Source organism: Actinomadura sp. 3N508, from assembly GCF_044326375.1.
Lineage (GTDB): Bacteria > Actinomycetota > Actinomycetes > Streptosporangiales > Streptosporangiaceae > Spirillospora.
Map to the genome: position 1 here is coordinate 465174 of NZ_JBIRAX010000002.1, position 25540 is coordinate 490713.

The window sequence follows — 25540 nt, forward strand, 5'->3', positions numbered from 1 at the left end:
CCCGTCGCCGCCCCCCTCGGCACCGGGCGGGTGCCCCGACCCTCGATCGCCGCCCCAGGGCCGCGCTGACCAGACGGAGGTGTGCCGTGCGACGTCTCGCCCGGTACTCGAAGCTTCTGCGGTTTTCCACGGTGTTGTCCTTGCCCGCCACGCTCGCGCTGATGGTCGTCGCGGCGGTGGCGGGGTCGCCCGGCTGGTTCCTGGGCGGCGCGATCGCGTGCTACGTCGCCGAGCCGGTCGTCCACCGGCTGCTCCCGGACGCCGACCGCCCGCTGCGCTGGGGCGAGCTGAACGCCGGGGCGCGCACGCTGATCCGGCAGGCGGCGTTCGTGCTGCTGCTCGTCCAGGCCGGCGGCGTCGGGGACGCGGCGATCTGGACCGCCGCCCTCGGCTTCTTCGTCCTCGACTGGCTGCGCGCCGGGATACTGATCGGCGCGACCACCATCCGCCGCGCCAACACGATCCCGTACGCCAGCCGCAACCTCGGCGCCGGCGAGCCCGCGTTCCCGGCGGCCGAGCCCGCCTGGCACGTGCGGCTGGTGACCCTGGTCGAGGGCTACGCCGACGTCCCGACCCTCCTGCTCGGCGCGATCGGCCTGCTGGCGGGCGTCCCCGAACTGCTGATCGCCGGGCTGGTGGTCGCGGCGGCGGGCACGCTGGCGTCCTGCGTCGCGCAGGTCCCGTACCTGAAGGAGATGCGCCGCCTGCTCAACGGCAGGCGCACCGGACGACTCGTGCAGCGCCGCGTGAGCGAGTACGAGCCCGAGGTCGTCCTGTACTTCACCGGCATGGCCGTGAACGCCTACCAGGCCAACATGTGGCTGGAGACGCTGGAGCGGCTGGACCGCAAGGCGATGGTCCTCGTCCGGACGCCGGAGGTCGTGGGCGCGCTGGCGCCGACGCGGCTGCCGGTCGTGTGCGTCTCGCGGGCCGAGGACGTCATGAACTTCGACTGGTCGACCGTCCGCGTCGCGCTCTACACCGGCAACACCGGCAAGAACCTCCACCTGCTGCGCGAGCCGGCCATCAAGCACGTGTTCGTCGGCCACGGCGACAGCGACAAGGACTCCAGCTCCAACCCGGTCAGCAAGGTCTTCGACCAGGTGTGGGTCGCGGGCCCCGCCGGGCGCGACCGCTACCGCAACTCCGACGCGGGCGTCCGCGACGAGGCCATCGTCGAGGTCGGGCGGCCGCAGCTCGCGGGCGTCGCCGAGGGGCCCACCGGCAACGAGGTGCCGACCGTCCTGTACGCGCCGACGTGGGAGGGCTGGGACAGCGAGCACAGCTACTGCTCGCTCCTCACGATGGGCGAGAAGATCGTCGCCGCGCTGCTGGACGAGGCCAAGGGCCTGCGCGTCATCTACCGCCCGCACCCGTACACCGGCACCCGGATGGCGATAGCCGCCGCGGCGCACAAGCGGATCATCGCCATGATCGAGCAGGCGAACCGGACGGGCCGGGGCGGGCACCGGGTGGTGACCGGCGCCGAGGCGTCGCTGCACGAGTGCTTCAACCAGTCGGACATGCTCATCACCGACATCTCCAGCGTGATCTCCGACTACATGCCGAGCCTGAAGCCGTACGTGGTCACCAACCCGCACGCCGCCAACGACGCGGAGTTCCGCGCCGACTTCCCGTCCGCGTCCGCCGCGTACCTGCTCGGCCCAGGCTGCGCCGAGCTGGCGGATATCCTGGCGGTCACGACGACACCCGGGCGGGACCCGCTCGCCGAGGAGCGCACCAGGCTCCGCGACTACCTGCTGGGCCCCGCGGAGCCGGACGCGATGACACGGTTCGCCGCCGCCGTCGACACGCTGGCCGAGGCGGGCCCCCGGTCCACGATGTACGCATTTCCGGCATCGCGGGTGCCCGACCACGCATAAAGTGTCGCTCGGTATTCCTCCACACCCTGCCGAGGCACCATGAAGCAACCGCTGGTCAGCGTGATCACGCCGGTCTACAACTGCCGGGACACCGTGGTCCGGGCGCTGGAGTCCGCGTTCGCCCAGACCCTGCCCCCCGAGCAGGTCGAGGTGATCGCCGTCGACGACGGCTCGACCGACGGCAGTGCCGAGCTGCTGGACGAGCTGGCCCAGGCCCACGAGCAGCTGACGGTGCTCCACCAGGCGAACTCGGGCGGCGCGGGCGCGCCCCGCAACCGGGCCCTGGACGTGGCGACCGGCGAGTTCGTCTTCTTCCTCGACGCCGACGACGCGCTCGGTCCCGAGGCGCTGGAGCGGATGACGGCGATGGCGGAGCGCAACGGCACCGACATCGTCCTCGGCAAGCAGGTCGGCACCGGCGGCCGCAAGATGCCCCAGGTGTTCGGCGCGACGGTCGAGCGCACCCACGTCCTCGAACCCGGCTCCGACCTCTTCTGGCGCATGTCGATGGCGGCCCTGCAGCTGTTCCGCCGCTCGCTGATCGAGGACGCCGGGCTCCGCTTCGCCGAGGGCATCCCGACCCACGAGGACCAGAGGTTCACCGCCGGTGCCTACCTGCGCGCCCGGGGCGTGTCCATCCTCGCGGACTACGACTGCTACTACTGGGCCGCGCGCGCGGACGGCAGCAGCATCACCCAGCTCGGCGGCACCCGCGCCGCCGACGTCTACGCGATCGTCACGACCGCGATGGAGGAGGCCGCGGCGTTCGCCGAACCGGGCGACATCCGCGACCAGCTCCACCGGCGCTACCTCGACCAGGAGGTGTTCGCGCGGCTGCGGCGCAAGTACCCGGACGCCTCCGAGGACGAGCGCAAGGTCACCTACTGCGCGTCCCGCGACCTGCTGGAGAAGTGGCTGACCCCCGGGCTGCGGAAGAAGCTCGTCCCCGCCCAGCGCGTGGTCGCCCACTGCGTGCTCAACGACCTCACCGAGGAACTCGACACCGTCCTGCGCTTCCAGAACGAGACCGGGCGCCCCCGCCTCCACCTGGAGGACGGCCGGTCCTTCCTGAAGTACCCGTACTTCCGCGACGCGTCCGCCGGCATCCCCGACGACTGCTACGAGATCGAGACGGCGCCGACGATCCAGCATCGCCTCTCTCCCCCGTCCTGGACGGACGACGTCCTCCAGCTCAGCGGCACCGTCGTGGTGCGTGACACCGACGAGGGCACCCCCGACCTGCACCTGATCGTGGACGGCGACGGCGGCCCCCGGCGCGTCGCGTGCGAGATCGGCACCGCCGAGCGCACCGACCAGGGAATGGCCACCTCCTACACGGCCGAGCTCCGCCCCGTGTCCGAAGGCTGGCCGGACGGCCGCTGGACGATAGCCGTCGAAGTGGACATCGCCGGGCACCAGCAGACCATCACCGTCCAGAAGCCGGGCGGCATGCACGTCCCGGCCGTGATCGACACACGTCCGGCGGAGGGCGCGCGGCTCGTCCGCCTCCTGCCGGTACGCGGCCGGGGAGACCTTGGCCTGGAGCTGGGCGGCGGGCCCGTCCCCGGAGACCTTTCCGACGCCGAGGCGAGCCTGGCCGGCGGGAACCGGCTGCGGGTACGGATCGACGCGCCGCCCGTGCTCGGGCCCGGCCCGGCGCCGGCGATGAGCGTCGTGCTCCGGCACGCCCGCGACGAGAACGCGGCGATACGCGCCGTCCTAGAGCCCGATGGGCCGTCCCACCTGCAAGCCGACCTGCCCCTAGGGCGGGCCCGCCGCGGACGCTGGAAGGCGTTCTTCGAGATCGACGGCATCGGCGACCCCGTCCGGACGCGGCTCCAGGAAGGCTCCGGCGCCCTGGGGCCGGTGAGCGTGTCGTGGGTGCCGCCGCGGCGCCTGCACGTCCGGCTCGACGAGAAATGGCTGGCGGCCTCCGTCACCGACCCGGTGCGGCAGCGGGCGGCGGGTCTCCGGAAGAGGCTGTCCCGCAAGCCGCGATAATGGCGGCAGCGCTTTGACGACTTCACCGCCGCAGACCCGCCAGAAAGGCACCGAATGACGCACCGCATCCTCCCGAGCGCGCAGGTGGACCCGTCCGCCGAGATCGGCGACGGGACCACCGTCTGGGACCTCGCCCAGGTGCGCGAGGACGCCCGGCTCGGCACCGGCTGCATCGTCGGCCGCGGCGCGTACGTGGGGTCGGGCGTGCGGATCGGCGACAACGTCAAGCTGCAGAACCACGCGCTCGTCTACGAGCCCGCCGTGCTGGAGGACGGCGTGTTCGTCGGCCCCGCCGTCGTCCTCACCAACGACCGCGAGCCCCGCTCCGTCGACCCGGACGGCAGGCTGAAGCGCGGCGGCGACTGGGAGGCGGTCGGCGTGCACGTCGCGGAGGGCGCGTCCCTGGGCGCCCGCAGCGTGTGCGTCGCGCCGGTGCGGATCGGGCGGTGGGCGATGGTCGCCGCGGGCGCCGTCGTGACCCGCGACGTCCCCGACTTCGCCCTCGTCGCCGGTGTCCCGGCCCGCCGCATCGGCTGGGTCGGCCGCGCGGGCGCCCGCCTCACCGAACTCCCGGACGGCACGTGGGAATGCCCGCGGACCGGCGCCCGGTATGTCGAGACACCCGCCGGGGACGACTCCGGCACCACCGTTCTCATGGAAAAGGAAGCATGAGCCTCAAGGTCCTCAGCGTCGTCGGCGCACGCCCGCAACTGGTCAAGCTCGCCCCGATCGCGTCCGCGCTCGCCGCGGCGGGAAGCCGGCACGTCATCGTGCACACGGGCCAGCACTATGACGCCGACCTGTCGGACGTGTTCTTCTCCGGCCTCGGCATCCCCGACCCGGACGTGCACCTCGGTGTCGGGTCCGGCAGCCACGGCGTCCAGACCGGCGCCGTCATGGCGGCCCTCGACCCGATCCTGGAGCGCGAGCGCCCCGACTGGGTCCTCGTCTACGGCGACACGAACTCGACGCTCGCTGGCGCGGTGTCCGCGGTGAAGCTGCACCTTCCGGTCGCGCACCTGGAGGCGGGGCTGCGCTCGTTCAACCGCCGCATGCCGGAGGAGCACAACCGCGTCCTCACCGACCACGCCGCCGACCTGCTGCTCGCCCCGACGGAGGAGGCGATGCGCCACCTCGCCGCCGAGGGGCTCGCGGAGCGGAGCGTGTGCACGGGCGACGTGATGGTGGACGTGTGCCTCCGCATCCGGGACACCGTCCTCGCCCAGGCCGGCGGCGGGCTTCCCGAGGGCCTGCCGGACGGGATCGACCCCGAGCGGCCCTACCTGGTCGCCACCCTGCACCGGGCGGAGAACACCGACGACGCGGCCCGGCTCGGCGCGCTCGCCGACGCGCTCGCCGACCTGCCCGTCCAGCTCGCGCTGCTCGCCCATCCCCGCCTGCTCGCCCGCGCCGAGACGCACGGGATCAAGCTGGGGCGCGGCGCGGTGCGCGTCGGCCGCCCGCTGCCCTACGCGGCCATGGTCGCGGCGGTGCTCGGCTCGCAGGGCGTGATCACCGACTCGGGGGGCCTCCAGAAGGAGGCGTTCCTGCTCGAACGCCCGTGCACGACGCTGCGGACCGAGACGGAGTGGCCGGAGACGCTCGCCGGCGGGTGGAACGTGCTGGTCGCCGACCCCGGCACGCTCGGCGCCGCCCGCTGGGCGGAGACCGCCACCCGTCCGGCCCCGGACGTCGCGCGCGGCACCCCGTACGGGGACGGGCGCGCGGCGGAGGCCGTCGCGGCGGTCCTGGCCGAACGCGCGCGCAGCTAGGAGCGGCCCCCGGGGGGTTCTCAGGCCTCGGGGGTTCTCAGGCCTCGGGGTCGAGGGTCCGTGTCTGCCGCGTCGTCACCGTGAGGCCCGGGTGGCGGCGCGCCAGCCGGTAGGCGAACGGCACGGACGTGTCATCGATCACGATGACGCGGGTGACCGTGGCCATGTCGATGGCGCGGTCGAGGTACCGCCGCGCGATCCGCATCAGCAGGAGCGGCCGGACGTGCTTGTAGAAAGGCATGAACAGCCGCCGGTGGACGATCCCGGATGCCCGCGTCTGCGCGCGGTCGAGGAACGCGCCAGCACGTCCGAGCCGCCTCAGCGGCCACACGATCGCCCGGGGCGCCCTGCTGACGATCGTGTGCTCCAGCCACGGCAGCGGGTGCCTGGCCTCGGCGCCGTCGAGCAGGTGCAGCCGGGCGCGCTCGTCCAGCCGTCCCCAGCCCGGCGAGTCCGCGGACACGACGTCGACCTCCGCGCCCTCCTCGTCCAGGAAGTGGGCTGCCAGCCCGGCGGCCCTCCTGGTGTCGCGCTTGTGGCTCCTGGCGTCCAGGGCCAGGATCAGCACCCGTGGCGGCGGCCCACCGGTCACCTCGTCGCCTCCCCGCTCGGTCATCCGGCGTCCCCGGTTCCGGTGCCGGCGCCCCTGCGAGCGGCCAGTTCGGAAAGCCGCCGCACCATCGGCTCCAGCGTCACCGTGCGTTCGTAGCGCGCCGCGTAGTCGCGCGCCTCGGCGATCTGCCGCTGGTCGAGGCCCGCCGCCGCCTTCGCCGCCTCCACCATCGACCGGGCGATGGCGTCCGGGTCGAGCCCGCCCGGGTTGAACCACAGCGGGTAGTCCCGCAGGACCTCCTCGGCCGCCGAACCGGGCGCGTGGACCGACACGATCGGACGCCCCGCCGCCATGTACTCGAAGATCTTCCCCGAGGTGACGTAGCGCGCACCGCCCGCGAGGAACACCAGGACGTCGGAGTTCCGGTACACCTCGTGCAGCTCGGTTTTGGACACCGGCCCGCAGTAGTGCACCCCGGGCGCCAGGTCCCGCTCGCCCTGCTCTTTCTCCCCGGCGCCGTCCTCGTCGTCGGACGGGGACGCGAGCCGCTTGCGGAGGGTGCCGTCGGCCCCCTTGAAGAACCCCAGATACCCGTGCAGGTCGAGGCCCGCTCCGGCCAGGTCCGGATGCTCACGGGCGCGGCCGAACCCGTCGATCATCGCCTCGATGGGCTGCTTGCCGGTCAGCGTCCCGACGTAGGAGAAGCGGGGGCGGCGCTCGTCCCGCCCGTTGCGGATCTTCGCGGGCGGTTCGACCGTGGCGTCGAGCGTGTCGGAATCCCAGCCGTTCGGGACGACCATCATCCGGTCCGCCACCCGGGGATAGCGCTCGGCGTGCCAGGACCGCAGTGCCTCGTTCACGAAGACGACATTGGACGCCCGCTTCAGCACCCGCCGTTCCCAGGAAAAGGCCGGGTGGCCCTTCTCGAACGCGGGCTCCTCGTTGAAGAGGTCGAGGGTCCAGGCGTCGCGGTTGTCGAGAATATAGGGGGTCCGGGTCAGCCGGTTGAAAAGCCAGGCCGCCGCGAACGAGGCGAACGGATTCCCCGTCGCCAGCACGACGTCGAACCTTTTCCGGCTGTGCATGCGCAGCGCCTTGCGGACGCTCGCCCAAGCCCACGACGCGTAGTTCTCCGGGAAGACGTGCTTCTGTTTCCAGCCGTACAGCGAGCGGGCGAAATGCGGGAACGTCCCCCGGAACCCGCCGTAGTCGCGGAGGTTGTGCTGCCACACGAACAGGTCCAGGTCGGGCCGCACGACGTCGACCCGCGGATCCACCGAATCCAGCAGCCGCTCGTCGAACGAGCCGATGGCGTCCCGCAGGAAGGGCATCGGCGCGGCGAAGACCGTGACGTCCCAGCCCCGCTCGACCAGGAGATTGGCCGTCGCCCGGGGACGGTACACGCCGCTGGCCCGTGACGGCGGAAAGTAGAAGGCGAGGTACAGCAGCCGTGGGCGGCGGTTGGACATCTGTCTCATCCTCCGACGTGACCGGACAGCGGCCGTTCTTGAGTGCCGGTGTAGGCGAGCCGCGCCCCCGAGCGCACGATCACCTCGCGCAGTTCGGAGGCGATGACCATCGATTCGGGGTCACCGACGATGACGAGGTCGATCGACCGGCTCCTCAGCAGATCGCGGTCGATGACACGCTCCCGGGCACGGACCGGATCGCGCCGGTAGAGGCGGGCCAACCGGCGGTCGACAGGGCGCTCGATGCGGCGGACGTAGGCCGACCGCAACCGCTTGCTCATCCCGCGCAACGGGCCGGGCAGGCACACGCGCAGCAGGAACAGCGGGACGCGGGTCAGCAGCAGCCGCACGACGGCGGGCCGGGAGTCGCGTTCGAGCCGCGAGAGCTCGACCAGGTCGGCTCCTTCCGGGAGCGGCCCCTTGCGCCATTTGGCGGCCGTGCCCACGAGCACGGTCACCTTGTCGCCGTGCGCGATCACGTGTTCGGCCTCGGAGATGACCGCGGGACGCCGGGAGCCGCCGAGCGCGAGGAAGAGAACGTTCACGGCGCGTCCGTCCTCTCGTCGCCGGCGGGGTCGGCGGCGGCGCCTTCAGGGAACCAGTGCCGGTAATGCTCGTCGGCCACCGTGCGGTGGCCGTAGCGCTCGTCCAGGACCCGGCGGGCCTCCGGCAGGTCGAGACCGTCCGGGAACCGCTCGCGCAGCCGCCGGTACCCGGCCACGATCGTCTCGGGATCGTCGTCCACGTCGATCATCTCACCGGCGGCGTCCTCCACTCCGGCGAGGGTGACCTGCGGACCGCCGCAGCGGGTCACCAGCACGGGCAGGCCCGCGGCCACCGCCTCGACGATCGCGACCCCGAAGGTCTCCCCGCGGGACGGGTGGACGAGCACGTCATGCTCTCGCATCCGGCGCAGCGCCTCGTCGGGCTGGAGGGCGCCGGTGAGGGTCACGGCGTCCTCGACCCCGAGCTCGACGGCGCGGGCGGCCAGCTCCTTCGCGAGCCGCCCGTCCCCCACCATCGTCAAGGTCAGGTCCCGGTCCTCGGCATGGCATTTGGCGAACGCCTCCAGCAGCAGGCCGACGCCCTTGTGCTCGATGAGTCCGCCCACGAAGAGCCAGCGGCGCAGCTCGGTGACCGGGCGGGGCCTGGGCATGTCGAAGAAGATCGGGTTCGAGATCATGTCGATCTTGTGAGCGTGCGCCGGGAAGGCGTCCGCCAGCTGCTCCCGAAGCGCCTCCGAGACCACGAGGAAACCGGTACAGCGCTCCAGCACCTCCCCGTACATCTCCCGCGAGTCGGGCTCGTCGAGGACCTGCGCGAGGAAGGACGCGTGCTCGGTGACGAACACGCGCGCGTCCGGCCTGGCGTTCTCCACCGCGGTCCAGCCGCCGCGGAGCCCCACGTGCGCGTGCACGACCGGCGCGGGAATCGGTTCGCCGCCCAGCGCCTCGCGGAGCCACAGGGCATGGCCGCGGGCGAGGTCCGCGAACGACCGCTGCCCGGCCACCCGCCGCCCGGTCAGCGCCGGGACGCGCACCAGCCGCGCACCCGCGACCGTCGGCTCGGGACGCAGCGCGCTCGGCAGCAGGCTCCGATGAGCGTCGGCCACCGTGGCCGCGTCCTCCGCATCCGGATCCACGATCCAGGCATAGGTGTGATACACGGTGACATCGCCGCAGCCCGGCGCCGTCGCCTTGACCATCCCCTCCACGAACGCGCCCCGGGCCTTGTGCTCCGGAGTCGGGTACCAGGGCGTGACGACGGCGACGTCCCTGCCGTGGGCTGTGTTCTTCATCGGCTGGTCACTCGTGATCGGACGTCTTCTGGGAGGACGTCTTCTGGGAGGACGTCTTCTCGGAGGACGTCTTCGCTGCGGACGGCCTCGCGGAGGACGGCAGCAATTCCGTGTAGACGCCGTCCAGGATCTCGGCCTGCGCGGGCCACGTCCACTGGTGGAGCAGGTCGGGCCGCTCGTCGTACACGTCGCGGTACCGCTTCAGGTTCTGCATCACCGCGGTGACGGCCCGCACGAAGTCGTCCTCGTCCTCGGCCTTGAACACCTCGCCGTGCCCGGTCTCCTTGACGACATCGCTCATCGCCTTGACGTCGCTGACGACGATCGGCAGCCGGGCGTGCGCGTACTCGAAGAACTTCGTGGCCAGCGCGATCTCGTGGTTCGGCAGGTGGTGGAGCGGGTGGATGCCGAAGTCCGCCGCCGACAGGAACGGGACGACCTGGTCGAACGGAACGAACGGGAGCAGGGTCACCCGGTCCCGGACGTCGAGTTCCTCGGCCCGGTTCATCAGGGCCTTCACATAGTCGGCCCGCGACGAGGGGACGATCAGGGCGACGTGCAGCCCGGGCAGCCGCGGCAGCGTCTCGATGATGATGTCCAGGCCGCGCTGCTTGGTGGCGCCGCCGCTGTAGACGGCGAGGGGGGTGTCGGCGTCGATGCCGCACATCTCCCGCATGTCGGGCACCGGCTGGTCGGCGCTCACCTCGACGTCGGTGACCGGGGCGTTGAGCACCACGGCGGGCTTGCGCTTGAGTCCGTGCTCCTCGACGAGCCACTCCGCGAGGGGCTCCGAGACCGTCACGATGGCGTCCGCCACGGGGGCGTACTCGCGCTCCATCGCGATCATGGCGGGATGCCAGCGCGGCGGGTTGTTCCAGCGGACGCCCGGAAGGTACTCGTGGGCGTCCCATACGAACTTCACCTGCCGCCCCCGCGCACGCGCCCGCAGCGTGGCGCGCGCGCCGATGGCGAGCATTCGGAAGTCGTTGCCGTGGATGATGTCCGGCTCGAGCTCGTCGATGACCTTCCCGTACGCGGCCTCCCAGTCCCACATGCCGCGGTCGAGGACGCGCCAGGCCCGGTCGCCGAGAAGCTTGAGCCAGACCGCGACCATGAACCGTTCCAGCGGCGACTGCTGGCTGTTACGGGCGGCGGTGAGCGAGTCCGTCTGCCGGGCCCGCAGCCCGACCCACTTCTGCTGGACCTTCGCCGCGACGCGCCGTCCGAGCAGCCAGGTCTTGCGCACCTGCCCGGCCGCCCTCGGCTCCAGCCGGCTCGCGGAGAGCTCGGCGCGGCGGGACTGGACGAGCCGACGCCGGTACACCGCGATGTCCGGGTGCCCGTAGGCGAGCGGACGGCGGACCATGGAGCGCAGCGGGCGGTACTTCGGCTTGTTCAGGACCTCGCCCAGCGGCACGAGCATCACGTTGGCCTCGCCGAGCGTCCAGCGCTTCTTCTTCTTGCCCCGGTGGAAGCCGATGAGGTGCACCTCCCACCCCGCCGCCGCGGCGTACATCGCCTGCTTCTGCACCCGCGAGTCCCGCTCGACCATGTTGTCGACGAGCATGACAATCCGGCCACGCGAGCCCGTGCGTCCGGCCTCGTCCTCTTTCTGCAATTCCTTCTCCGTTTCGGTCGGCCCGGACACCCGGCGTCCGGTCATCCGGCGAGATCGATGATCCGAGGTGCGGCGGCGGGCGGGGGTGCGGTCACCGGTTCGTGCGGGAGCTCTGGCCGGGGGCGCCGATGACGGCGCGGTGGACGCCCGTCCAGCGGGACGGGTCGGTGACGCGGCGGCCGTCGACCAGGGCCTTGACGCCGGGCAGGTCGTCCGCGCCCAGGTCGCGGTATTCGGCGTGGTCGGCCTGGACGATCGCGGCGGTCACCGCTTCGCCCCGGTGCGGCGGCAGGCCGAGAGCCTCCAGCTCCTCGGCCGTGTACATCGGGTCGGACACGTACGGGACGGCACCGCGCTTCCGCAGCGCCTCGACGGTCGGGAAGACGCCGGAGAACGCCGTCTCCTTCACGCCGCCCCGGTAGGCGGCGCCCAGCACCAGGACTCCGGCGCCGGTGAGGTCGCCGTACGCGTCCGCGAGGAGGCCGACGGCGTATTCGGGCATCGCCATGTTCGCGTCGCGGGCGGCGCGGACGACGGTCGCCTCCGGGTCGTTCCACAGGTACATCCGCGGATACACGGGGATGCAGTGGCCGCCGACCGCGATGCCCGGCCGGTGGATGTGGCTGTAGGGCTGGGTGTTGCAGGCGTCGATCACCTTGGTGACGTCCACCCCGACGGTGTCGGCGTAGCGGGCGAACTGGTTGGCGAGGCCGATGTTCACGTCGCGGTAGGTGGTCTCGGCGAGCTTGGCCAGCTCGGCGGCCTCCGCCGAGCCGAGGTCCCACACGCCGTTCGGGCGGTCGAGGTCGGGCCGGTCGTCGAAGTCGAGGACCTGCTCGTAGAACTCCACGCCGTGCCGCGCGGACGCCTCGTCGATGCCGCCGACGAGCTTCGGGTAGCGGCGCAGGTCGGCGAACACGCGGCCGGTCAGGACGCGCTCCGGGCTGAACACCAGGTGGAAGTCGCTCCCGGCGGTCAGGCCGGACCCCTCCGCCAGCATCGGCGCCCAGCGGTCCCGGGTGGTGCCGACCGGCAGCGTCGTCTCGTAGCTGACCAGCGTCCCCGGACGCAGGCCCGCCGCGATCGACCGGGTCGCCGCGTCCATCCAGCCGAAGTCGGGCGTGCCGGCCTCGTCCACGAACAGCGGGACCACCACGACGACCGCGTCGGACTCGGCGACCGCCGCCGCCGTGTCGGTCGTCGCCGTCAGCAGCCCGGCCCGCACCGCCTCGGCGAGGTGGACGCCGAGGTCCGCCTCGCCGGGGAACGGCTCGCGACCGGCGTTGACGTCGGCGACGACGCGTTCGTTCACGTCGGCGCCGGCCACCCGGTGGCCCTTGCGGGCGAACTGCACCGCGAGCGGGAGACCGATCTTGCCGAGCGCGACCACGCAGATCCGCATGTGCTACTTACCTCCAGGAGACTTCGCGGCTCCGGCGGGCAGTGCGCGCCGGAGCCGCCGGACGACGGCGCGGGCCGGAAAGGACGGGCGGGTCTCGATCGCCGTGGTGCCCCGCCCGTCGGCGCGGACCGACAGCCGGTAGGGCCTGCCCCGATGCCAGACGAGCGATCTGCACGGGGCGGACAGGCGGGCGGGCACGGCGACGTCATGCGTCGCGCCGGACGCGCTGACGATCAGCCTTAACGTGCGCTTGGCCGAGCCGCGCGCGAACACCACCGATTTCGGCATCCGCACGGTCAGGGTCAGGGCGCCGTCGTCGCCGATCGTGCGGTCGAGCCGCGCACCGGACGTCTCGTCCAGCCGCACGCGCCCGTCGCGCCCCCGGACGGCGAACGCGAGCCCGACCACCTCCGGGTCATCCGCGTCGGCCCCGTTGATCGGCGTCCGGACGGTGATCTCCAGGATGCCGTCCGCGCGGCGCGCGGCGACGGCCCCCAGCTGCTTGCCGAGCCGCCCGCGCAGCCCTTTGGTGATCTCGTAGAGCTCGTCGGGCAGGCCAGCCTCGGCGTCCTCGAAACCCTCGTAGGCGTAGTAGGCGCGGCCGTTCTTCAGCGTGACGGCGTAGGGCTTCTCCGCCGCGTCGGCCCTGATGGCCGCGCAGAGGCGGTCGACGTCGCCGCGCTGCGCCAGCCGGAGCCGCACGCGCCGCGTGATGGGAAGCAGGGCCATGACGTCGTCGGAGACGTACTTCTCGACGAGGGCGCCGACGCGCGTGCACACGTCGCGGCGCTTGTCGTCGTCCAGTTCGAGGAGGCCCTCGCGGATCGGCTTGGTCAGCTCCCACTTGGTGTGCCGGTGGACGATCGCGTCCCGGCCCGGCCCCGGCTCCAGCAGTCCGGCGACGAACTCGAAGAGCCGCTCGGCGCACTCCAGCCGGGTGTAGACCTCGACGGTGCCCTGCGTGATGTTGCCGCCGTCCTCGCGGAGCATCGCGTAGTAGCAGGTGTAGTCGGCGAGCACGGAGATCCGCTCGGCGCGCACGCACGCCTCGATGGTGAACGGCTGGTCGCTGCCGATCGGCATGTCCTCGGGGAAGCGGAGCTTGTGCCGCTCGACCAGGTCGCGGCGGAACAGCTTGCAGTTGGACAGCAGCCACGGGAGCGGCGAGTCGAACAGGTCGACGTCGGCGCGGTTCTCGGCGAACAGGTCCTGCCTGACCTCGCGCCCGTTGACGCCCATCATCTTGCCGACGAGGACGTCCGAGCCCCATTCGTCGGCCGCGTCGACCATCCGCTCCAGCGCCTCGCGGCCGAGGCGGTCGTCGGCGCCGACGAAGTACACGTAGCGGCCTTTGGCGACGTCCAGGGCCCGGTTGCTGGGTGCGCCGGGGCCGCCGGAGTTCGGCTGGCGCAGCACCGTCACGATGCCGGGGTACTCGGCGGCGAACCGGTCGAGTTCGGCTCCGCTGCCGTCGGTGGAGCCGTCGTCGACGGCGATGACCTCCATGCGGCCCGAGCCGATGCTCTGCTCAACGAGCGAGTTCAGGCAGTCGGTGAGGTACGGCATCGTGTTGTAGACGGCGACGACGACCGTGACGTCGACGCCCTGCGAGTCCGCTGCGGGGGGACGACCCCCCACACCCCCCGACGGCCTGGAGTCAGACGGCACCTAGCACCCCTGAAGGCTGGAGCGAGACGGTCTCTCCGAGCCTCGCCGACTCCAGGACCGCCGCCGAGACCTCGACCGTCCGCAGCCCCTGCCGCAGCGTCACGATGTCCCCGCTCTCGCCGCCCGACTTGAAGGCGTCGCGGAACCGTTCATGCTCCACCAGCAGCGGCTCCCGCTTCGGGATCGCGTACCGGATCATGTCGCCCTCGGAGACCCCGCGGAACGCCCGCAGCGCCTCCCACTCGGTGCTCAGCTCGCCGTTCGCGTAGAACGTCAGGTCGGCGGTGAGGGTGTCGGCGACGAAGCAGCCGCGCTCACCGGTCACGACCGTCGTCCGCTCCTTGAGCGGGCTGAGCCAGTTCACCAGGTGGTTGACCATGCTGCCGTCGCTGAGCCGCCCGACCGCCGCGACCATGTCCTCGTGCGGACGGCCGCTGCGCGCGACCGTGTGCGCGCAGATGGACACGTAGTCCTGGCCGGTCACCCACCCGGTCAGGTCGATGTCGTGGGTGGCGAGGTCCTTGACGACGCCGACGTCGGCGATGCGGTGCGGGAACGGCCCCTGCCGCCGCGTGACGACCTGGAACACGTCGCCGAGCTCGCCCGCCTCCAGCCGCGACCGCATGCTCTGCAGCGCCGGGTTGTAGCGCTCGATGTGCCCGACCCCGGCGACCAGCCCCCGCGACTCGAACGACTTCACCAGCCGCTCCGCCGCCTCCACCGACTCGGCGAGCGGCTTCTCGATCAGCGCGCCGACCCCGGCCTCCGCCAGCTCGACCCCGATCTCCTCGTGCAGCGCGGTCGGGCACGCCACGACCGCGTAGTCGATGCCGAGCTCGAGCAGGTCGGCGAGGGACGCCAGCAGCGGGACGCCGTGCGGGGCACCGTCCGGCCGCCCCGCCGGGTCGACGACGCCGACGAGGTCGACGCCCTCCAGACCGGCCAGGACGCGCGCGTGGTTGCGTCCCATCACCCCGAGCCCGATCAGGCCCGCCCGCAGCGCGGTCACGACGCGCTCCCGGTCTCGTTGACGGCGTCGGCGACCCGGGCGAGGTCGTCCTCGCCGAGCGAGGGATGCACCGGCAGCGACAGCACCTCACGCGCCGCCCGCTCGGTCTCGGGCAGGTCCCAGCGCGGATCGGGACCGCCGTCCTTCAGGAACGGCTTCAGCCGGTGGACGGGCGTCGGGTAGTAGACGGCGTTGCCGACCTTCCGCTCGTCCAGGTGCCGCTGGACGGCGTCCCGGTCCCCCACCCGGACCGTGTACTGGTGGTAGACGTGCTTGGCGCCCTCCGCGACCGGCGGCGTGACCGCGGCGGTGATCTTCGCGTCGAGGTACGCGGCGTTCGCGCGGCGCTGCTCCGTCCACCCGGCGAGCTTCGTGAGCTGCACGCGCCCGACCGCCGCGGCGACGTCGGTGAGCCGCATGTTCGCGCCGACGACCTCGTTCGCGTACCGCTGCTCCATCCCCTGGTTGCGCAGCAGCCGCAGCATTCTGGCCGTCTCCGCATCGGCGGTGGTGATCATGCCGCCCTCCAGGGCGTGCATGTTCTTCGTCGGGTAGAAGCTGAAGCAGCCGACGGTGCCGAGCGCGCCCGCCGGGATCCCGCCGACTGCCGCGGCGTGGGCCTGGGCGGCGTCCTCGACAATGGCCAGCCCGTGCCGCTCCGCGAGCGGCCCGATGCGCTCCATGGCCGCCGGGTGCCCGTACAGGTGCACCGGCATGATCGCGGCCGTCCGCGGCCCGACCGCGGCGGCGACGGCGTCCGGATCCATGCAGAACGAGCCCGGCTCGATGTCGACAAAGATCGGCTCGGCACCGACGAGACGCACCGCGTTGGCGGTGGCCGCGAACGTGAACGACGGCACGATGACCTCGTCACCTGGCCCGATGTCCAACGCGAGCAGGCTGAGGTGCAGGGCCGACGTCCCCGAGTTGACCGCCACGCAGTGCCGTCCCGCCACGATCTCGGAGAACTCCTCCTCGAACGCCGCGACCTCCGGCCCCTGGACGACCCGCCCGCTGCGCAGCACACGCACCGCGGCCTCGATCTCCGCCTCCCCGATCACGGGACTCGCCGCGGGGACGAGCCCATCAGATTCCACGGGCATGCACAGACTCCTTAGGGCAAAACGGTGACCGGGCGGCTTCCTCGCGGGAAACGGAGCGCAACAGGATGCTCACAATTAGCGGAAGCCTCGCCTAACAGGCAGATTCTAGCCAAGTAAGACCGTTGCGAGGACGTTCTCGATCATATGCCGCCCCATGCCCGCGCTGGGAGAACGCCGAACCTTCCCCAGATTCACGGCAGGTATCAGATTGGCGACGGGACGGCGAGCACGAGGTAAAGCCGATTTAGTGGGTACGCAAGCTCTTGCCTACCTCCCGAGGGCCGGCCGCCGTGCGAACACCGAGATTCATGGGACGCGCCCTACTCGGAGCATCACTGCTGGTAGCGGCAGGTGTTGCGGTCAACCAGATCCTGAACAACGGGAAGCTGAGCTGGAGCTGGGGCTACCTGGCCCTGGTGTTCACCGTCCTGGGCACCTTGGCGCAGGCAAACCCGCAGTCCGCCCCGCAACCCGCAGAGGCCACTCCCCCGCCTTCAAGCCCGGCGCGGCGGCCGTGGAGACCGAGACACGCATATCTGCGGCGGATGCGTTCTTCGGTCAACCAGATGGAGACCATCGGGCTGGTCACCCAGGCGGAGTTCGTGCTGCGGACCCGGCAGGTCTACGTCAACGTGATGCTCCAGCCTAAGCCGGTGACCGACACAGTGACCGATTCCGGCATCGGCCTCGTCCCGCCCGACAGCGCTCGGCGGGACCCGTTGGCGTCCTTCCTGACCGCCGGTCGCGTCCTCGCAGTGCTGGGCGCCGCGGGTTCAGGGAAGACGACCCTGGCCCGTTACACCGCGCTGGAGCTGGCCGAGCGGCGGTGGTGGCGCCGCGGACTGCTCCCCGTCCTGCTCTACTTGCGCGACCATGCGGAGGCGATCCAGGCCGGGCAGACGGAAAGCCTGGCCCGGATCGCTGCGGCCGCCCCATGGCTGGACGACGCGGTCCCCGCCGAGTGGCTGGAGCGGCGCCTGGCGCGCGGCCGATGCGTCGTGCTGCTGGACGGCCTGGACGAGGTCGCCGACGCCGGGCAGCGCAGCCGTGTGGTCCAGTGGGTGGAGGAGCAGATCAGCCGCTATCCGGGCAACGCGTTCGTGGTCACGTCCCGTCCGCTGGGGTATGAGGCGAACCGGCTGACGCGCGCCGACGTCCTGCAAGTGCAGCGGTTCACCAGCGCCCAGATCCGCGCCTTCCTGCACGCCTGGTATCGGGCCATCGAGCGCCGTTCCCGGGACGCCGACGCGGAAGAGATCGACCGGATCGCCGCCCAGGCCGCCGACGACCTGTTCCACCGCGTAGGCGGGCGCCCCTCCCTCTACGACCTGGCCGCGAACCCGCTCCTGCTCACCATGATCGCCAACGTGCACCGGTATCGCAGCAGCCTGCCCGGCAGTCGGGCCGCCCTGTACGAGGAGGTGTGCCAGGTCCTGCTCCATCGCCGCCAGGAGGCCAAGAACCTCCCCGACGCCGAATTGGAGAACCTGAGCGGCGAGCGAAAGGAACGCATCGTCCAGGAACTGGCCTGGCACATGATGCGCCAGAACCTGCGCGACATTTCCGTCGATCGGGCCGCGCGCGCTATCCGGCTGGTGCTGCGGCGCACCGCCCCCGACGTCACGCCCGAGGCCTTTCTCGCCCACGTCAGGCGCAGCGGCCTCCTGCTGGAGCACCAACACGGCCGCTACGGCTTTGCCCACCTGACCTTGCAGGAGTACCTGGCGGCCGCGCTTGTCCCCGATCACGCGTCCCGCCGCCAGATCCTCGTGGACAAGGTCAATGACCCCTGGTGGCGAGAGACCACCCTCCTATGGGCAGCCCGCGCGGATGCCGGCCCGGTCGTCGAGGCGTGCCTGGCCGCCCGCACCATCACAGCGCTCAGCCTCGCCTACGCCTGCGCGAGCGAGGCCCGCGAACTCGATCCGGCGCTCCGAACCGAACTCGACCGCCTTCTTACCGTAGCTCCCAGCGACCCAGATGAGATCCGGCTCCTGGACGGCGTCGCGGCCGCCCGCGCCCTGGAGAACACCTACACCATCGACGACAACGGCACGCTGATCTGCGCCCGGCCCGTCCCCGACGACCTCTGGGCCCGCTACGCCCGCGCCGTCAACCTGCAAACCGTTACGGGCAATCCGTTGTCGGGGGACATCGACAAGTTCCTCATCTGGCTCAGCAACCTGTTCAGCGACGGCACCCGCTACCGCCTGCCGGAACCCGCGGAGGCCCGGCAGGCTCTTGGCAGCGGACGGTATTCCGGTGCGGCGCCGATTCTGTACGCAGCCGACGGCGACGTGCACAGTCAGGGTCAGGCGTGTTTCATTTTCGCTGAACCGGCCCGTCATCCTCATGAGCCCACCCGAGATCAGATCGACGGCTACCCAGCCCTGATCATTGAGCACATTCAGCTCATCCTCAGGTTCCTCGCTCCGTACTCCGACGTTCCCCTCCCGCACCTCTTGGCTTACGCGGCCCCCCGCGATCGCGGCAATCCCGCCCATCAGCTGCTGTACATCATCGACCTCGCCTACGAACTCGCCTGCGCTCTCTCGCAATACCGTTGTCTTATCAGCGAGCGCACATTAGGTCGCGGCCAGGTCTTGAGTTGGAATCCGGCTCGTTCATTAGAGTCGGCCCGCGAACTGGCCAATGATCTCCACCGGGCCCGCGGCTTCACCGACCCTGCCGTCGAGAGCGTCCTCGACGAGGTCTTCGACCTCGTTCTCCAGGTGGACTCCGCAGGCTTCCCCGCTGATGTCATCACCCTGAACCAAGCCCTCGGCCGGGCGATCGTCGTCGTCCTCAACCTGGCGCCCACGAGCACTTCAGCCCGAGGGATGCACATCTCCCTGCTCCCCATGCTCGACAGGATCGGCGAGCTTGCCCTCGCATTCGCCCGTGATGTCCCCGGTGCCCGGGGCCCTGGTCACATCGACGCTCTCGGCGACCTGCTCCGCGACCTCCTCGCCTATGACGCCGATGCTCGCGGCCTCGGCCGCGCACTCACCTTCGAACTCACCCAGAAAGACAACATCCACCCCTTCATCACCCGCCTTTCCGATGCCGAGGTCGCCCGCGCCTCTCTCGACGAGGTCATATATCGCGAATTGTATCTCCGCCTCCCCGCCCTGGATTATTGCATGACGCTCGGGCTCCGTCCGGCGAGGGAAATAGCCGCCGCACGCGCCATGAGCCGCGGTGTCGACCTCGCATGCGACCTGGCCATCGCTCGCTTGCCCGCCGCTGGCGCCGTCTGGCCGCCGGAAGCGGACACCGTGATGGGCCTGGCCAAGGCCTGCGACCAGCTGGCGCGTCACTTCACAAAGCCATCGTTCGAGAAACGGTCGATCCCCAAGAACCGGAGAAGTGAATCGATCACGGCGCACGCGCAAGAGCCTTTTCAGCACCATTTAGACATCGTCGCCACTTCGTCACCTGCCGATGATCCGATCAAGGCGTTGACGTATGCGAGAGACCTTGCGAGGCATTCCAGTTCGGAAGTCTCGGAAGCCTTGATTTCGACCGCGCAGGGGTTCGCCCGCCCGCTTCAGGACAGGAACCGCCCGACCCGGCAGAGCGATCTGGTGCCGGCGGTCACCTGTCTCCTGGCGGCGCTGACTCTCGATGAGGTGACTCCCGAACCGGAGATGTCGAGGCTGCTTCGCGGCGCGGTGTGCGCACTCATCGCGCTGACCCCGGACACACCCGGCCGATCGGAGCGGGCGCAGCTGGTCCTGGTGCGGAGCTGAGGCCCCGTGTCAGGTTTGGGTGCGGGGGGTTGCGAGGCCCATGTCGTAGGCGAAGATCGTGGCTTGTACGCGGTCCCGGAGGCCGAGTTTGCCGAAGATGGCGTTGACGTGGGTCTTCACCGTCGCGGTCCCGATGCCCAGCGAGGTGGCGATCTCGGTGTTGTTGAGGCCGTGGGCGACGCTGCGCAGGACGTCGATCTCCCGGTCGGTGAGGAGCCCGAGCCGCTCGTCCGGACGGGGGCGCGCGCCGACCTTCCCCGCGACGAACGCGTCGATGAGCTGCCGGGTCACCGCCGGGGCGAGCATGCCTTCGCCGCTCGCCACGATCCGGATCGCGTCCAGAAGTTCCTGCGGTTCGCAGTCCTTGAGGAGGAAGCCGGAGGCACCGGCGCGGAGGGCGCCGAACACGTACTCGTCGCGCCGGAAGGTCGTGAGCACCAGCACCCGGGTCGCGGGCGCCGCTGCGGCCAGCTCACGGGTGGCCTGTAGGCCGTCCATGCCGGGCATTCGGATGTCCATGAGGACGACGTCCGGGCGGCTGTCCGCGACCGTCCGCAGGACCTCGGCTCCGTCGCCCGCCTGGCCGACGACCGTCAGGTCGGGCTCCTCGTCGATGATCGCGGCGAATCCCATCCGGACCACGGGCTGGTCGTCGGCCACGAGTACGCGGATCGTCACGGCCGGGCTCCCGTCGCCGCGTCCATGGACCTCTCCATCGTGTCGAGCAGCTCCCGCATGCCCGCCAGCGCGGCCCGCGCCTCGGCCGCCACCAGGGTCAGCGCCGCCCGCCGGTCGCTCGCGGGCCCGCCGCGCAGCGCTGCCTCAGCGGCCCGCACGAACCGGACGGTGTGCTCGAACACCGCGTCCCGCAGCCCGGCGGCGACCCGGGACCGCTCGGCTCGCACGATGTGGTCGGTGCGCACCGCCACCGACTCGGCCATTGATCGCTCCCATGCGCTGCTCCGGTTCCGTCCGGACTTGACGACGGAGCCCCAAGCCCAGAAGGGCAGCATCGCGAGCGTCACGAGGACCCCGAAGAACACGACGCCGGCGACGGCGTCCACCGCTGTGAACGGCTGCTCCGCCGGGTCGGTGGAGAGGGCCGTCGCCGCGAGCAGACCGCCCACGGCACCCGTCGCGGTGGTGCCGAGCAACCCTGCGCCCGTCGACGGCCCGGAGGCGGCCAGGGAGTACACCGCGATCAGCTCGGTCGTCCAGGCCAGCGCCAGCGCCGGCAGCCAGCTCACGGGGATCACGTCGGCCAGGGTCAGTCCGGCCCAGAGGAGGTCGACACCGGCCACTGCGGCCAGGGCCGCCACGGGTGCGTTCCGCCGCCACCACAGGGCGAGCGCATGCGCCGACAACAGCCCAGATAGGGCGGCATGGCCGAGCGGAGAGGCCGGTATGAGCGGGTCGGGCGGGATGACCGCGAGCATCGGCAGTCCGACGCACATGGCCACCGCCATCAGGTCCACCAATCGGGGCCATCCGAACTCGCGGCGGCGCGGACGGGCCGGCGTCGGAAGAGTCGCGTGAACCGACCAGCCACCGGCACGGGCAGGCCCAGCGCGCAACCTGCCACCGGCCTCCGCTACGCGGCTCCGCATGCCCTCGACCCCGCGGCCTCCGCCCAGTTCCGCGTCATCGTTCCAACCTTCGCCCTTCTCGTTGCATACGAGCAGGACGAGCGCACCGGTGCGGTACTCGACGCGGACAGTGACCGGTGCTCCCCTCGCATGACGCATCGCGTTCGTGAGGGACTCCTGGACGATGCCGTACGCCGCGGCGGCCGTCTCGTACGGCAGCGCGCGCGAGTCGCCGGACACGGTGACCGACACCGGGACGCCTAAGCGGACGAGCCCCGCGCATAAGGGTGCGAGAAGCCCCGGCAGATCGGCGTCTGGCAGCTTCCCGGTCGGCCTGCTCCGGGACGGCTCGCCCTCGAACGGCCCGGTCCCGGACGGCCGGGCCACCACGTCCACCAGGCGGTTGAGCGCCGCCAGCACCTCCCGGCCCATGCCGACGGCGGCGTCGAGAGCCTCGGGCACCATCTCGGGCCGCCGGTCGGCGAGGCGGAGGGCGGCCGTCGTATGCACGGTGACGGCGCTGAGATGGTGACCGGCCACATCGTGCAGGTCGCGGGCCAGCCGCTCCCGTTCGGCGACGGCGAGGAGCACGCGTTCCCGCTCGGCCGCGTCCAGCCGCTCGACGAGCCGTCGCCGCACGCCCACCCGCTGCCGGCGCACCTGGCCGAAGGCGATGACGGCCGCGTAGCAGACGGCGCTGAGCACGATGATGGCCGGCACCTCCAACGGCGAGCCCGCCCGCACGGCGGCGACGAGGCCTGCAGCCGAGGCGGCCAGCGCGCCGCCGGTGACGGCGGTCCGCGCCCGGCGGTGCACGGCCAGCGAGTACAGCGCGATGAGATCGGCCGCCCAGAGCACGAGGGCTCCGGCGGAGGACGGGAGCGTCAGATCGACCGCGGCCCCGACCACCACGGCGACGCCCAGCACCGCCGCCGGACGCTCCCGGCGCAGGCACAGCGACAACGCCACGACCGCACCGGCGACTAGCCCGAGCACCCGTTCCCGAGCACCGGCGGGTTCGTCGAGCAACGCCGCCAAGCCCGGGCCTGCGACGAGCTGGACCGTGAGAAGGACCAGGGGCAGCACAACGTCATTCGCCCGTGGCCGATGATGTGTCAACTCGCTGAACGAGAGCACTTCGCCACTCTAATCCTGATCATCTCGACGCCGTCAATGACCGACGACGGAAATCGGCCACAAAAGGCCGAACACCTCCACCCGTGGGTGGACCTTTCGCGCCACCCTGGTCTGGTTCAGCTCCGTTCCAACGGATGAGGCACAGGGCTCCCGGCCCCCATTAATTTTCTAGCAGGGCCTCGGCATGGGCCTCCCGGGGCCGACGGCCTCGACCGGCGCGGCGGCGGCAGCGGGCGGGAGTCTCGCGTCGGGCATCGGCATGTCTATCGAGCGAGGTCGTCAATGGACGCAGAGTCGGACACGAATTCACCTGCGCGCGTATCCGAAGCCGCCTGGGAGGCGACATCGGTCATCGCGTTCGCGGCATTCGGGGCGAGAATGCTTTCCCACGACGGCTTTCTCTGGTACGCGAGCCTCGCGCTCACGGCGGTCGCCACGCCGCTCTCGGTCGTCCTGCTGGTGCGCTCGTTGCAGGAGGGGACCGAATCGTGGTTCTCGGCGAGCGTCGCGCTGTCGCAGGTGACCGCGGCGTTGTTCCGCCTTGCGGTCTAGATCGTCGCAGCACGCCTGCGATCCGATCATTTCGGGCAGGATGGCGGGATGGCAGATGCCGTGCCGCGTGGTCGGCGCACCGTCCTCTGGTGTGCTGGTGTTTACATGGCGCTGATCGCCGGGACCGGCGTCGCCTCGCTCATGTTGCTCTCCCATTCGCTCAACGTGGGCCTGGACGTGTGGCACGACGCGCAGTCCGACCCGCAGTTTCTCGCCGCTTGGCGGGGTGCGGCCGTCTCCGGCTACACGTCCGGCAGCGGCGTCGGTCATATCTGTGCACTGCTGGCCGGTCTGCTGGTCGCCCATGCTGGGGCGGCGGCGGGGCGTGGCAAGCGAATCGGGGCGGCCGTGGCGGTGTTCGCCGGGACGGTGCTGGCGCTGGTGAACCTTTCGCTGGCGTGGTGGAAGGCGTCCCCCCGCCTTACTCGCCTGGACGCCGTGTCCATGGACGCCATCGACCCGGGTTTGCGGCACCATCCGTCCGTCATCATCGCCATCGTGCTGGTCTTTGCGGCGTACCTGGTTCTCGCCGCCATCGGTTACGGACTCGGCGTGCTGCGCAGCGTCAAGGCCGTGGTCGCCGCGCTCGGAATCCTCGTCATCGTGGCGCTGCCCGGCTCGCTTTTACTGGCGATGGCCCTCGTCCCGCGCCCTGAGGTCTGAGCCGTCACGGGGATTGCAGCCAGAATTCGCGCAGATCGTAGAAGACGGCTTCCTGGTCGAAATGCGTCATCTGCTCGTCGCGCCAGGCTTTGTATTCCGGCGGCATCTCCGTGCGCTCGCCCTTGCGGGCTTCCTCGAGTGAGGTGAAGTACGCGACGCCGGTGCAGGTGCCGTCGGGGTGCACGCAGAACATGCCGCCGATCATGTCGGGGCGCAGCCGGGTCAGCGTCTCCTGGAACTCCTCGGGCACGTGCGGACGCACCGCCTCCCGGTCGCGGATATGGGTGCGCAGGATCTGGACGAATCCCGCGTCGTCCGAGCCGCCGCGTCCGAACGTCTCCACGTCGGTGGACTCCTCGACGGTGACCTCGCCCTCGAACAGCTCGGCTACCTCGTCCCACCATTGTCCCTGCGCGCGCCGCCTGTCGTTGCGGTGGGCCGCTCGCGGGGAGTCGAAGCGCATCAGGTTGAAGTAGACGCCGTCCTCGGTCACGCCGCCGGTGCTGCCCAGCCAGCCCCGGGCTCCGGGAGCGACCTCGCGATGCCAGCGTTCGGAGGCCTCACACAGGCGCGCCGCGTCGTTCGTCCGGCCCTTGAGCACCTGGACACACGTCTTACGCTGGCCAAACACCTATCCGACGCTACCGATCGCGGCGCAAACCCGACGTCATCCCCGGTTGAAGAACAACCGAAACACCAGCAGGTCAGGCCGGGTATCGGGTGGCCTCGTCGACCTCGACACTGCGCGGATCCGCGATCACCTGCGGCTTGGGCGGAACCTCCTGCCCGGCCATCGTGTCCTCCAGCCGGATGCGCGGAGGAAGGCTACGCCACCGGTCCGCCCCAGACTCTTGCCGCAGCTCGTCATCGCTCATAACCCCATAATGCGCCTGCAACGGGCATTTCGGCATCCTCTGCGGCCACCGAGATCGCGTTCGCGCCCGGCCGGCCCCGCCACGCCGCCGTCCCTGCGGGCCGGCGCACCCATCGAGCCGGCGCCCCGGCCGCGCCGAGCCCGTCCAGCGGTGAGTCGACGGCGTTTCCCTAACAAATCGTGAGTGATGCACACTTTTGCCCATATTTATTGCTTTATATAAACACCAAATGTCACACTCTCAAAGGATTAGGGATCTTTGGCCGGGGGCATGCCTGAAGGGTCATCGCATACGCTTTCTTAGGAGCGAAATATGGAGAGAGAGGAACTGTACGCGCGCGACATCAGCGGTGCCCAGTGGCGCAAGAGCAGCCACAGCCTGGTGGTCTGCGTCGAGGTCGCCGAGATCGGTGACGGCGCCATCGCGATGCGGGACTCCAAGAACCCCGGCCTGGGCGACCTCCGCTTCACCGCCGAGGAATGGAACGCCTTCCGCGAGGGAATCCGCGCGGGCGAGTTCTGAACCCTTTCGGAACATTGACGGCCGGGCACCGGTAGGCGGGCAAGGACCGCCTACCGGTGTTCAGCGTCCAGCCCCCTTTGCGACGTCAGCCTACTCACGGAACCTGGTGTGCTACGTGATCGATAACGAACTGCCGACACGCCCGCCAACGGACACAGAGTGCAGTGACATGTCACG

The 25540-nt window shown here is 71.1% G+C and carries 21 protein-coding genes; 8 read left to right on the forward strand and 13 right to left on the reverse strand.

The window, feature by feature from the left end:
* Positions 1–140: 140 nt before the first annotated feature.
* The 4 genes from ACH34S_RS08465 to wecB are packed head-to-tail and all read left to right on the forward strand — an operon-like array spanning position 141 to position 5656.
* Positions 141–1883, forward strand: a complete 1743-nt coding sequence (locus ACH34S_RS08465; RefSeq protein ID WP_395951896.1) for a CDP-glycerol glycerophosphotransferase family protein — start codon at positions 141–143, stop codon at positions 1881–1883.
* 39 nt (positions 1884–1922) lie between these two features.
* The gene (locus ACH34S_RS08470; protein ID WP_395951898.1) at positions 1923–3884 is read left to right on the forward strand and encodes a glycosyltransferase family 2 protein; all 1962 of its coding nucleotides are present in this window, start codon (positions 1923–1925) and stop codon (positions 3882–3884) included.
* Positions 3885–3938: 54 nt separating this feature from the next.
* Positions 3939–4556: a DapH/DapD/GlmU-related protein gene (locus ACH34S_RS08475; RefSeq protein WP_395951899.1), complete on the forward strand. Its 618-nt coding sequence runs from the start codon at positions 3939–3941 to the stop codon at positions 4554–4556.
* On the forward strand, positions 4553–5656 hold the full coding sequence (wecB, locus tag ACH34S_RS08480) for a non-hydrolyzing UDP-N-acetylglucosamine 2-epimerase (protein WP_395951901.1): 1104 nt from the start codon (positions 4553–4555) through the stop codon (positions 5654–5656). The genes ACH34S_RS08475 and wecB overlap by 4 nt, the downstream gene beginning before the upstream one ends.
* Positions 5657–5693: 37 nt before the next feature.
* Here wecB and ACH34S_RS08485 read toward each other — a convergent pair whose 3' ends face one another.
* From ACH34S_RS08485 to ACH34S_RS08525, 9 genes are read right to left on the reverse strand one after another with little or no spacing between them, the layout of a single operon-like run.
* Positions 5694–6272, reverse strand: a complete 579-nt coding sequence (locus tag ACH34S_RS08485; RefSeq protein WP_395951902.1) for a hypothetical protein — start codon at positions 6270–6272, stop codon at positions 5694–5696.
* A complete protein-coding gene (locus tag ACH34S_RS08490) occupies positions 6269–7678 on the reverse strand; it encodes a glycosyltransferase (protein ID WP_395951904.1) in 1410 nt (469 codons plus the stop codon). Before ACH34S_RS08490 ends, ACH34S_RS08485 begins: the two co-directional genes overlap by 4 nt.
* 5 nt (positions 7679–7683) lie before the next feature.
* A complete protein-coding gene (locus tag ACH34S_RS08495) occupies positions 7684–8223 on the reverse strand; it encodes a hypothetical protein (RefSeq protein ID WP_395951905.1) in 540 nt (179 codons plus the stop codon).
* Positions 8220–9476 carry a glycosyltransferase gene (locus ACH34S_RS08500; RefSeq protein WP_395951906.1) on the reverse strand — a complete coding sequence of 419 codons (1257 nt, stop codon included), beginning with the start codon at positions 9474–9476 and terminating at the stop codon, positions 8220–8222. Before ACH34S_RS08500 ends, ACH34S_RS08495 begins: the two co-directional genes overlap by 4 nt.
* A gap of 7 nt (positions 9477–9483) precedes the next feature.
* The gene (locus ACH34S_RS08505) at positions 9484–11139 is read right to left on the reverse strand and encodes a glycosyltransferase family 4 protein (protein ID WP_395951907.1); all 1656 of its coding nucleotides are present in this window, start codon (positions 11137–11139) and stop codon (positions 9484–9486) included.
* A gap of 46 nt (positions 11140–11185) precedes the next feature.
* The gene (locus ACH34S_RS08510) at positions 11186–12496 is read right to left on the reverse strand and encodes a nucleotide sugar dehydrogenase (RefSeq protein WP_395951909.1); all 1311 of its coding nucleotides are present in this window, start codon (positions 12494–12496) and stop codon (positions 11186–11188) included.
* A 3-nt stretch (positions 12497–12499) separates the two neighbouring features.
* Complete coding sequence (locus ACH34S_RS08515) at positions 12500–14134, reverse strand: glycosyltransferase family 2 protein (protein ID WP_395951910.1); 1635 nt, start codon at positions 14132–14134, stop codon at positions 12500–12502.
* Positions 14135–14153: 19 nt separating this feature from the next.
* On the reverse strand, positions 14154–15173 hold the full coding sequence (locus tag ACH34S_RS08520) for a Gfo/Idh/MocA family protein (RefSeq protein WP_395951911.1): 1020 nt from the start codon (positions 15171–15173) through the stop codon (positions 14154–14156).
* Positions 15170–16276, reverse strand: coding sequence for a DegT/DnrJ/EryC1/StrS family aminotransferase (locus ACH34S_RS08525; RefSeq protein WP_395951912.1), 1107 nt, complete (start codon positions 16274–16276; stop codon positions 15170–15172). Before ACH34S_RS08525 ends, ACH34S_RS08520 begins: the two co-directional genes overlap by 4 nt.
* 566 nt (positions 16277–16842) lie before the next feature.
* On the opposite strand from ACH34S_RS08525, the gene ACH34S_RS08530 reads away from it, so the two are divergent.
* Positions 16843–20028 carry an NACHT domain-containing protein gene (locus ACH34S_RS08530; RefSeq protein WP_395951913.1) on the forward strand — a complete coding sequence of 1062 codons (3186 nt, stop codon included), beginning with the start codon at positions 16843–16845 and terminating at the stop codon, positions 20026–20028.
* Positions 20029–20037: 9 nt separating this feature from the next.
* Here the strand turns inward: ACH34S_RS08530 and ACH34S_RS08535 are convergent, their stop codons facing one another.
* Both ACH34S_RS08535 and ACH34S_RS08540 read right to left on the reverse strand, forming a co-directional pair.
* Positions 20038–20706: a response regulator gene (locus ACH34S_RS08535; protein WP_395951914.1), complete on the reverse strand. Its 669-nt coding sequence runs from the start codon at positions 20704–20706 to the stop codon at positions 20038–20040.
* Positions 20703–22700: a sensor histidine kinase gene (locus ACH34S_RS08540; RefSeq protein WP_395951915.1), complete on the reverse strand. Its 1998-nt coding sequence runs from the start codon at positions 22698–22700 to the stop codon at positions 20703–20705. The genes ACH34S_RS08535 and ACH34S_RS08540 overlap by 4 nt, the downstream gene beginning before the upstream one ends.
* A gap of 333 nt (positions 22701–23033) precedes the next feature.
* Here ACH34S_RS08540 and ACH34S_RS08545 point away from each other — a divergent pair, with 333 nt between their 5' ends.
* On the forward strand, positions 23034–23303 hold the full coding sequence (locus ACH34S_RS08545) for a hypothetical protein (protein WP_395951916.1): 270 nt from the start codon (positions 23034–23036) through the stop codon (positions 23301–23303).
* A 105-nt stretch (positions 23304–23408) separates the two neighbouring features.
* The gene (locus ACH34S_RS08550) at positions 23409–23966 is read left to right on the forward strand and encodes a hypothetical protein (RefSeq protein ID WP_395951917.1); all 558 of its coding nucleotides are present in this window, start codon (positions 23409–23411) and stop codon (positions 23964–23966) included.
* A 4-nt stretch (positions 23967–23970) separates the two neighbouring features.
* Here ACH34S_RS08550 and ACH34S_RS08555 read toward each other — a convergent pair whose 3' ends face one another.
* Both ACH34S_RS08555 and ACH34S_RS08560 read right to left on the reverse strand, forming a co-directional pair.
* Positions 23971–24567, reverse strand: coding sequence for a hypothetical protein (locus ACH34S_RS08555; protein WP_395951918.1), 597 nt, complete (start codon positions 24565–24567; stop codon positions 23971–23973).
* 103 nt (positions 24568–24670) lie between these two features.
* A complete protein-coding gene (locus ACH34S_RS08560; protein WP_395951919.1) occupies positions 24671–24841 on the reverse strand; it encodes a hypothetical protein in 171 nt (56 codons plus the stop codon).
* 312 nt (positions 24842–25153) lie between these two features.
* On the opposite strand from ACH34S_RS08560, the gene ACH34S_RS08565 reads away from it, so the two are divergent.
* Positions 25154–25363 (forward strand): DUF397 domain-containing protein, encoded by a 210-nt coding sequence (locus ACH34S_RS08565; protein ID WP_395951920.1) that lies wholly within the window; start codon positions 25154–25156, stop codon positions 25361–25363.
* Positions 25364–25540: the final 177 nt, after the last annotated feature.